This window comes from Parvibaculum sp. (assembly GCF_002684405.1).
Classification (GTDB): domain Bacteria; phylum Pseudomonadota; class Alphaproteobacteria; order Parvibaculales; family Parvibaculaceae; genus Parvibaculum.
Map to the genome: position 1 here is coordinate 1 of NZ_NYVD01000054.1, position 9,151 is coordinate 9,151.

Consider the following 9,151-nt stretch of genomic DNA (forward strand, 5'->3'; position numbering starts at 1 on the left):
GACGTCAGCCCATGGCCGCGCGCATCCCAGGCGCGGATGCGGAAGTCTTTCGCAAGCGGGGACAGAAGCCGACGATAGGTCAGCCCATTGAACCCGTTGGCATGCGCGAAATGCAATGTCGGACGATCCGCATTGCTTTCATCCACCCATTCGATAAAGGAAATCTCGCCGTCGCGATCGCGCCAGCTCTTGCGCTCGCCCGCAGGCGCGCCCGCCGTTACTACACCATTCATATCGTTACTGCTCGAGCAGCCCCTTTTGCCGAAGCCAGTTCCCTATCACGCCGACCGCTTCGGCGGCCTTGTCCGGCTGGCCGATATAATAATGGGTTGCGCCCTCGATGCGATGAAACTCCTTGTCATCGTGCTTTACGCCTTTGAACAGGCGCGCGGCATGGGACGGCGTGCAGCCATCGTCTGCGCTGTTTTCGATGACGAGGACGGGTTTTGAAATGTCGCCTGCGCATTTCGGCCCGTTGGCGCGGCTTTCGGCATAGGACCATTGCGAGAGCCAGGCGCGGAGCGAAGAATAGCGCGCGAGCCCGGCGGGCGACATGTTGACGATTTTCGGATCGCCCATGAAGCACCAGTTCGGCCCCTTGCGGTCATTGGGATCAATGGTGAGATCGAGCCAGCGCGGATCGGCCATGGTGCCGTGCACGGTGAACGCATATTCCTCGTTCTCACGGCCCGTTTTCCGCAGGTGGTCGAGTTTTTCCTTTACCCAGTTGTCGATCTTTTCGGACCGCGCGATCTGGGCGGCGCGGAAGCGGTCCAGAAATTCCGGCGCATAAGGCGGCTGGTTCGGGTTTTCCGGGTCGTAGAGGTCGAGCTCGCGGTCGCGGTCTTCGGGATCGAGTTCGTTGCGGATCGAGGGGTCGAGCCATTCGGTGAGCGTCAAGGCGAGGCTGACATGGGCGGCGAGAAACATCACCGCGTCCGCGGGGATGAGGGTCGCGCCCGCCACATCAACGGGGTCGCCCGCGGGCGTTTCGGTGATGGAAGGCTTTTCCGCCTGCGACTGATAGAAGGCCGACAGCGAGCCGCCGCCGGACCAGCCGGCCAGGATCACTTTTTCGAAGCCTAGTTTTTCCTTCGCGTAGCGGATATAGGCGCCGAGATCGAGCAGCACCTTTTCCATGATGAGGGCGCTGTCATTATGCGGGTATCTGCTGCCGCAGGTGAGGACGTGGATGCCCGCCGCCGCCAGCGCATTCGGCATGGGCAGAAGGTTCATCGTGCCCGTCGGGTGCATGAAGACGAGCACCGTTTTCGAGGGTGCATCCTTCGGTTTCAGATATTGCCCTTCGACCACGATGCGGTCATGTGCACCCGCATAGGTTTCCTTGAACGCGGATTTCTCCTCCCAGTGCAGGTAGAAGGGGATCCGCTCGACCTCGAACTTTTTCATGACCGGCCTCCCTGCCAGACAGATATGACAGGGTTTATTCGGCAGCCTTGCCCGCTCTCGCGCGCGCGGCCTTGAAGTCGGGTTTGCGCTTGTTGAGGAACGCGTCTACCGCCTCATGGTGTTCCGGCGTCGTCCAGCATTCCTGAAGGGCGTCGGTTTCGAGCTTCTGGGCGCGCGTCAGATCCGTGGTGCAGGCATTTTCCGTCAGAAGCTCCTTCGTCATGCGAAGCTGGAGCGAGGGATTCTCGCACATGAGACCGGCCACTTCCATCGCCTTCGGCATAAGCTCTGCATGCGGAACGACATATTCGCAAAGGCCCTTTTCCTTTGCTTCCGTCGCCGGATAGATGCGGCCCGTCAGCATCATTTCGCTGGCGTTGCCCCAGCCCATGCGGCTGACGAGGAAGTGCGAGGAGGCAAGCTCCGGCACGATGCCCATCTTCACGAAGACGAGACCGAATTTCGCTTCTTCCGAGGCGACGATCATGTCGAAGGGCAGGATCTGCGTGACGCCGATGCCGACGGCGGGACCGTTCACCGCCGCGATGAGCGGCTTCGAGGTGCGGCAGAGGTCGATCCAGTCGAGCCCGGCAGGCAGGCCACCGGAACCGCCCTTCGTGTCATTGCCGGGATCTTCGCCGTCGAGGCGGGTCTTGAAGGTGCTTTCGATGTCGGCACCCGCGCAGAAGCCGCGCCCCTCGCCCGTCACGATAATGGCGCCGATGTCTTCGTCGTCATTCGCCTTCGTAATCGCATCGGCCAGTTCTTCCGACATGCGCGGCGTCCAGGCGTTCAGCCGGTCCGGCCGGTTGAGCGTGAGCAACAGCACGCCGTCGCGGGCTTCGGATTTGATCTGTTCGTATTGCATGGTCCTCCTCCCAGAGTTCCTCATTGTTCTTTTGAGGGAAGTCTAGGCAGCGTGGAGAGCGCTCACAAGCGGGACGGAAGCGACCGGCGGCACACCCTGCGTAACCCGACGTCAATGTCGTGTGCTTGATCGGTCCCCGCCCCGCGCTACAGTGTCGGCGAACAGAGGGAGGCACAGATGGATCTGGAACTTGGCGGCAAACACGTCTTCATCGCGGGCGCGAGCCGCGGTATCGGCTTCGGCATGGCGGAAGCCTTCCTGCGCGAAGGCGCGAGGGTTGCGCTGACGGGACGCGGCGAAGCCTCCCTCGATGCGGCGCGCAAGACGCTGATCGACAAGGGCGTGGCGGAAACGCAGCTCTGCACCATTGCGGGCGACATGACGTCATCGGCCGGTCTTGTCGCCGCGCTCGACGCCGCGGAGGAACGACTGGGGCCGCTTCACTGCGCCGTTGCCAATGTGGGGCTCGGGCGCGCGCCGCTCGGCTTCGACGTCAGCGACGAGGACTGGGAAGCGGATTTCAAACAGAATCTTTTCGGATCGGTCTATCTCGCCCGCGAGGCGGTACGGCGTTTCCTGAAGCGCCCACCGGAAGAGCGCAAGGATGCGAACATCATCACCATCTCTTCCATCGCAGGCGTAGAGTCGCTCGGCACGACGCTCACCTATGGCGCGTCGAAAGCGGGGGTGAACCATTTCACGACCTCGCTTGCCAAGCTCGTCGGCAAGGAAGGCATCCGCATCAACGCCATTGCGCCGGGCAATATCATCTTTCCCGGCGGCAACTGGCAGGAGAGAGTGGATGAGAGACCGGATGCCTGGGGCCGCTGGATCAAGCGCGAAGTGGCGCTCGGCCGGTTCGGCCAGGTGGAAGAAATCGCCGATGCCGCGCTCTTTCTCGCAAGTCCGCGCGCGAGCTTCGTCACCGGCGAAGTCTTTGTCGTGGATGGCGGTCAGGTCAACCGCGCATAAGGTCAACCGCGCGTAATCAGTCCTCGCCGATGGTGGCGTCCTTGAAAAGACGCTCTTTCATCTCGTGAGCGAAGCGCTCATTGTTGCGGCGAAGCCATTCCATCACCATGACGGCGTGTTCGATTTCCTCGTCGCGATTGTGCTCGAGGATTTTCTTCAGTTCGGGATCGGTCGTGTTCTGGGCGCGCTGATTGTACCAGTCCACCGCCTCCAGCTCTTCCATCAGGGAGACGATGGCGCGGTGGAGGTCCAGCGCTTCGGGGGAGAGCTTGTCATAGGGTTCGTGGAGACCTTCACTCGACATGGGCGATCCTTCTTTCTGATCTGGCTGATCCGGTTTTCGTTTTTCGTCCGTCCAGGATGCGGTCGCGTCAGGCGAGCGCGTGCTTGAAATTGCGCCGGGCAAGCCGCGGATAGTCCGGGAAGGTCATCATCGCTTCCCCGCCCGCCATATTCAACAGCTTCCCGACCGCTTCGCCATCGGCGCCCTCCAGCGAGCGCAGATAGTCGAGCGGTCGCTGGAACATCCAGAGATCGAACAGGAAGACGGCGCGCTTTTCCGTCACGCCTTCCAGCGTGAAGTCGTGCATGCCGATGGCGCGGGGCAGCTCCTTCTCGCCGCTCGCCATGTCCGGCTGTGCGGCAAGGAAGGCTTTGAACTGCTCCGCCGTGGCGAGAAGAACCGGCAGATATTCGCGCATCATGCGCTGAAGCACCGGCATGAGCGTGTCGGGCACGTCGTCCCCCGGCAGGAACTCGCCCTCTTTGGGGTGAGGCGGCTTCATCATCCGCTCGACCCATTTTGCGACATGGGGCGCGACGCGCTTCATGAGCTCGCCGGATGCGGGGTCGCGATATTGATGCGCATAGAGCGGGCCGATGAGCCCGAAATCGCCGATGGAAGGGCGCGAGCCGAAGAGATAGTCGTGATGGGCGAAATGCGCCTCCAGCTCGGCAAGAAGCCCTTCATAGCTCCGCTCGATGGCCGGGCCCGACGCTTCCGTGCAGCCCAGGGCGGGCAGCGCGCCGGCGAAGGGCTTCGCCATCTCCTCGCCGATTTTGCGCTGCGCCTCAACCGGCAGGTCGGGACGCGAGAGGCGGCCGAATTCGGCGATCGCGAACTCCCGGTTCTTCGTCCAGCGGTAATGCATCGCCGGAATCTTCAGCCATTCATCGCCATAGACCTCCAGCAGCAGGGCGGCGAGGCGCTGGCGCGGCGTGGCGGGATAGATGGAGGGATCGGGGAAACGCACTTCCAGCGCGTCGATGATGTCGGTGGAATCCTGAAGCGTATCGCCTTCGGGCGTCACCATGACGGGAATGACCGGCCAGCCGACGCGCGGCATGATGACGGTCTTGTAGACCTCGCGATTTGCGATCGTCTCCACAAAGGGGATTTTCTTGTAACGCAGATAGGCACGGACCTTGCCGGTGAAATAGCTCACCTCGGCGCCATAGAGTTCGTACCCGTTCGTCATATTTTCCTCCCGCCCGCGCGATGGCTGCTCGATCCATGAACAGCATTCCATATTCGCTCTCGGGACGGGACGCAATCCGCACCGGCGCTTCCCTGCTTCGCCACACCAGCGCTACCAGCACGACCGATGTCCCCGGCCAAACGTGAAAAGGGCCCGGCAAGCCGGGCCCTTTTGCCGTTCAAGCTGCCGCCTCTTACCAGTCGTAGCGCAGGTAAAGGCCGAGACCGAAGGCTTTCGAGCCTGAGCGGAAATCGCCCGACGCCTGAATGCCGACACGAAGCGGCTCGCCGACAAAGGCTTCTGCGCCGAAGCTTGCCAGAAGCGCATTGCGGGCCTGGCTGTTGGTTTCGAGCGTGAAGCTCGATCCCGGCGCACCGGCGAAAGCCGCCGTCACGCCCTTGTCGGCCTGCCGGATATCATAGCCCCAGCGAATATCCGCCGTCGGCTGGACCTTGCCGAGGAAACCCGGCTCAAGCGTGCCGGTTGCCTGCACGCCAAGAGTGGATCGGAGCTGGTAGTCGTTATTGGCGCCGATGGCGAGGTTGTAGCCGCCCGCGCCCGTTTCGGTGTAGCTGTCGGTATGAAGATGGGTCGCATCGAGCCCGGCGACCGGGCGGATCACCGCCTTGCCCATGGTCATGGCATAGCCCGCCTCGACGCTGCCGCTGACGGCAAGGCCGTCATAATCGGAATGGGCCGAGACCGCGCCGAGGCTGACCAGACGGTCGGACTTGAAGCTGTTGAACGACAGGCTGATCTGGCCGGAGAGGTCCACCGGGCCTGCCAGCGTGGTGCCATAAAGGCCGACCAGTACGCTATCGACCGAGCCGTCGCTGCCCGCGCGGTCCGGGCTGAAGTCGGTCCGGGCATAGCCGAAGGAGACACCGGCGGCGCTCGTCTCGCCCAGCGCGATGTCGTAGCCGCCCTGAAGGCCGCCGCCGCGATAGGAGAAGCCGTTGGCGGCGCCGCTATCCGAGGCGACATCGCCGAAGGTGCCAAAGCCGCGACCCCAGAGGCCGTTGCTCGTGCCCGCGCGATAGGAGGGCGCGCCCATGAGCGAGGCGGTCAGGTCGCCATCCGTGCCGGCGGAAGCAAGGCGCGTCGCGCCGTCATTCCCCGACCAGGCGGCGCGGACGCCGCCCAGATGACCAAACACATTGCCCTGAAAAAGGCCGGTGAGCTGCTGCATGGTGATGCCCGACGCATCGGACAGATCGGGGGCAAGCTGATCGAGCGCGGCGGAAATGTTTCCGCTGCCATAGCTTGCAAGCTGGCCGAGGACCGCCTGAATGTCCGGATCGGTCGGGCTCGAGGCTTCGATGGCATCGATGACGCCCGCAAGCGCGGCGCTTTCGGGTGAGCCCGCGAGGCTCGAATAGGTCGTCGAGGTGCGGTCGAAAGCGAGCGTGACGTCATTGGCGTTGTAGGTGACGACCGGATCGAGAAGCTTCGAGGTCAGCTCATTGTCGACATTGGAAAAGCTGCCGCTGACGCCGCCCGTGGCCGAGAGAATGGTGTAAGTGAGGTCGGCGCGGAAGCCCGACTCCAAATCGCCCACGACGAGGTCGCCATCGAGCGTGGCCGTTCCGCCCACACTCACTTCGCTCGAGGTGCTGCCGCTCACGCCGACATTGAGCGAGCCGCCCGCCCCTTGCGTGAAGTTGCCCGTGACAGCGAGTGTGCCGAGCGACAAGGCGCTCCCGCTACTGGCGATGCCGCCGGCGAAAAGCTCTCCATTGTTGATGAAGTTTGCCGTCGTGACCGTTCCCGTGCCGGAGAGCGCGCCCGCATTGGTGAAGCTCGTCGCACTCGAATAGTCGTCCGTCAGAGTGACCACGCCATTGGTGATGGTGGTAACCTCGAAATTGGCGTAGTGCGAATTGCCCAGCAGAAAGGGCGAGAGCGTGCTGTTCTGGATGTCGATATTGAGCGTATCGGCGCCGCCTGCGCCCGCATCCACCGTGCCGGTGACCGAACCGCTATACATGTTGAAGGTGTCGTTGCCGCCGCCCAGCAGAACCGAGGTGTCGGCGGTGCCGGAGATGGTGCCGTAGTTCGTCACCGTGTCGTCCTGGCTGCCGACCAGCTTGATCGCGTAGCCGTCGAGGCCGCGAATGGCGCCGTAGTTCGTCACCTGCGTGGCGTAGAAGGCGTCGCCTGCATTGCTGTCATCGATCAGGATACCGTTATCGGCGCCGGAAATGAGCGCATCGGTATGCGTTGCGTCGCCATTGACGATGGTGCCGCCGCCGGCTGCGATGCCTTCGCTGGTGCTGGGGTTCGGCTCGCCCGGCTTGGTGCCCTTGGAGCCCGACGCACGGATGGTGCCGTAATTGTAGATGACGGCTTCATAGTCGATATCCACGCCGTCGCCATCGCCGAAGGCATAGGCGTCGTTATAGGTGCCGGTGATGGTGCCGTAGTTCGTGACCGTGGTCGTGGCGTTCTTCGCATCGGACCCGACGCCCGAGCCGTTGAGGCCGGTGATGACGCCGCCCTCTTCGTTGATCACGGACGCGCCAGTGGCGTCCTTGTCGATGGTGATACCGTGCTTGCCGCCGCGAATGACGCCGGTGCCGTAATTGTGCACCGAGCCGCCATCGTCATCGATGCGCACGCCGTACATGTCGCCGATCTCATATCCGTCGTCGGTCGGATCGCTGTTCGTGTCCGCGCCGATGACGATGCTGCCGGTGGTTTCCACCGTGCCGTAATTGTCGAGCGAGCTGCCGCTCTGAAGACGAATGCCGCCGACCTCGCCTTCCTTGTTGCCCTGCTCCACGCTGACTGCGTCGCCGGTGGCGCGCACGATACCGTGGTTGGTCACCGTGGTCGGATCGTCCTTGCCGGCGCGAATGGCGTAGATGTTGGAGCCGTTGTCGCCAGAGCCGTCCAGCGTGGTGGCGCTGCCGGTGGCCTCGATGACGCCCGTCGACTGGTTCAGGATCGTGCCGCGATCGACGCGCAGGACGTAGGAATTGTCGCCCGCAGCCGGTGTGGTCGCACCGCTGATCGTGCCGCTATTGGTGACGTCGCCATCCTTGTCGAGTTCGATGGCCGACTCGCCGCCCACGGTGGAAATCGTACCCGCATTGACGATGGTCACGTCGTCGTCGAGCTTGATCGCGTCGCCGGTGCCCAGCGCCTGGATAATGCCGGTCGCGTTGTTGGTGACGGTCACGCCGTCGCCATCGTCGCTGCCGTCGTCGGTGAGCGCATCCTTGGAGGAGCCTGCAACCGAGGTGATGGTGCCGTTATTGGTGAGGGTCGTGTCGTCCTGGGTGGTGATCGTCGGATCGCCGGTCGCACCGGAATTGTCGATCGTCACGCCTTGCTGCACCGTGTCGCCGTCGGCAGGCAGGGCCGTGCCTGTGGTGGAGGCGGCAATGTCGCTGCTCGCAGGAAGCGCATAGGCGCCGCCGGACAGAACAAGGAGTATGGCGGTGGTCGCAATCAGGCGCGTCGGAGCGATACGCGCGCTCGCACGATGTTTCATCAGGCCCCCCAATCAGGCATGCACTTGGAACTGCCGGGTCGCCCCGGCGCTTCAGATCAGCATGCTTAATTGAAGGTAAAATGAGACGTTTACGATTCCGTTCCGTGACGGATTTACAAAGTCACGCGACCCAAGGTCCAACTGCGGCCTATCTGCGCAGCGACCCGGCGGCCGGCGCCGCATTCGCCTCCCGCCCCCTCAGCACATCGAGAAAGAGCGCCGCCCGGCACTGATTGAGACAGGCGATCATGTGGGTGGGCTCTCCTCCCTCAAGATAGAAGAAGATGTTGTATCGCGTAGCGTCGATATTGGAGACGGCATCGAGCTGCCAGATTTCGTCCGCAGGCGGCGCTTTCGCCTTGCCGGACGCCTGCGCCAGCAAGGCGGCGGCCCCTTTTCGGCGTTCGCCCTCCACCTTCTGGCCGACAAACCCGGTAAAGCGGTAGGCATAGCGGGGATCGAAACCGTCCGAGGCGGGTTTCGGTGCTTGCCCGGGCGGGAGCGCAAGAATGGAGACGGCTTCGCTGCTGCCATGCGCGACCCAGACGACGCCCATGACGGGCACCAGCGCCTGGCCTTGCGCGGAGCAGACCCGGACCATCCAGCGGTCGAAAGGCGCCGGCACGGGCACCGTCATGCCCTTGGGGGCATCGAGGCAGAGAAACGCGGCGTCGGCGGGCTTCTCGACGGACTGATCGGCGGGCATATCCGCAGGCGCATCTACAGGTACATCTGCGGGAGCTTCTACGCGCATGGGGGCGGCGTTCGCCCGGTCCGGCCTTGCCAACGGCGGCTTCAACAGGCGCTGCCGGTCGTCTTTTTCAGGCTCCGTAACCAGTGCGTCGGGCTGGGCGGCGACGCGGTCGCCCTCTTCCCAGACCGGCTCGGATGAAAGCCCCGCAGGCCCCATATCCGGCACCTCGGCCC

Annotated in this window: 6 protein-coding genes and 2 pseudogenes; 1 reads left to right on the forward strand and 7 read right to left on the reverse strand. The window is 63.5% G+C overall.

The features are described from left to right. From CMI59_RS04790 to CMI59_RS04800, 3 genes and pseudogenes are all read right to left on the reverse strand, one after another. A pseudogene (locus tag CMI59_RS04790) lies at positions 1 to 233 on the reverse strand (hypothetical protein); the annotation flags it as partial. A 4-nt stretch (positions 234 to 237) separates the two neighbouring features. Continuing rightward, positions 238 to 1,410 carry an alpha/beta fold hydrolase gene (locus tag CMI59_RS04795; RefSeq protein ID WP_293325477.1) on the reverse strand — a complete coding sequence of 391 codons (1,173 nt, stop codon included), beginning with the start codon at positions 1,408 to 1,410 and terminating at the stop codon, positions 238 to 240. A gap of 34 nt (positions 1,411 to 1,444) precedes the next feature. Next, positions 1,445 to 2,278: an enoyl-CoA hydratase-related protein gene (locus CMI59_RS04800; protein WP_293325479.1), complete on the reverse strand. Its 834-nt coding sequence runs from the start codon at positions 2,276 to 2,278 to the stop codon at positions 1,445 to 1,447. Between the two features lie 177 nt (positions 2,279 to 2,455). Between CMI59_RS04800 and CMI59_RS04805 the strand changes: the two genes are divergently transcribed. Beyond that, the gene (locus tag CMI59_RS04805; protein WP_293325480.1) at positions 2,456 to 3,250 is read left to right on the forward strand and encodes an SDR family oxidoreductase; all 795 of its coding nucleotides are present in this window, start codon (positions 2,456 to 2,458) and stop codon (positions 3,248 to 3,250) included. Positions 3,251 to 3,266: 16 nt separating this feature from the next. Here CMI59_RS04805 and CMI59_RS04810 read toward each other — a convergent pair whose 3' ends face one another. The 4 genes and pseudogenes from CMI59_RS04810 to CMI59_RS04825 form a co-directional block, all read right to left on the reverse strand. Then, positions 3,267 to 3,554, reverse strand: coding sequence for an encapsulin-associated ferritin-like protein (locus CMI59_RS04810; protein ID WP_293325481.1), 288 nt, complete (start codon positions 3,552 to 3,554; stop codon positions 3,267 to 3,269). Between the two features lie 67 nt (positions 3,555 to 3,621). Beyond that, positions 3,622 to 4,728 (reverse strand): glutathione S-transferase family protein, encoded by a 1,107-nt coding sequence (locus CMI59_RS04815; protein ID WP_293325484.1) that lies wholly within the window; start codon positions 4,726 to 4,728, stop codon positions 3,622 to 3,624. A gap of 193 nt (positions 4,729 to 4,921) precedes the next feature. Continuing rightward, a complete protein-coding gene (locus CMI59_RS04820; protein ID WP_293325486.1) occupies positions 4,922 to 8,224 on the reverse strand; it encodes an autotransporter domain-containing protein in 3,303 nt (1,100 codons plus the stop codon). Between the two features lie 148 nt (positions 8,225 to 8,372). Continuing rightward, a pseudogene (locus CMI59_RS04825) lies at positions 8,373 to 9,151 on the reverse strand (hypothetical protein); the annotation flags it as partial.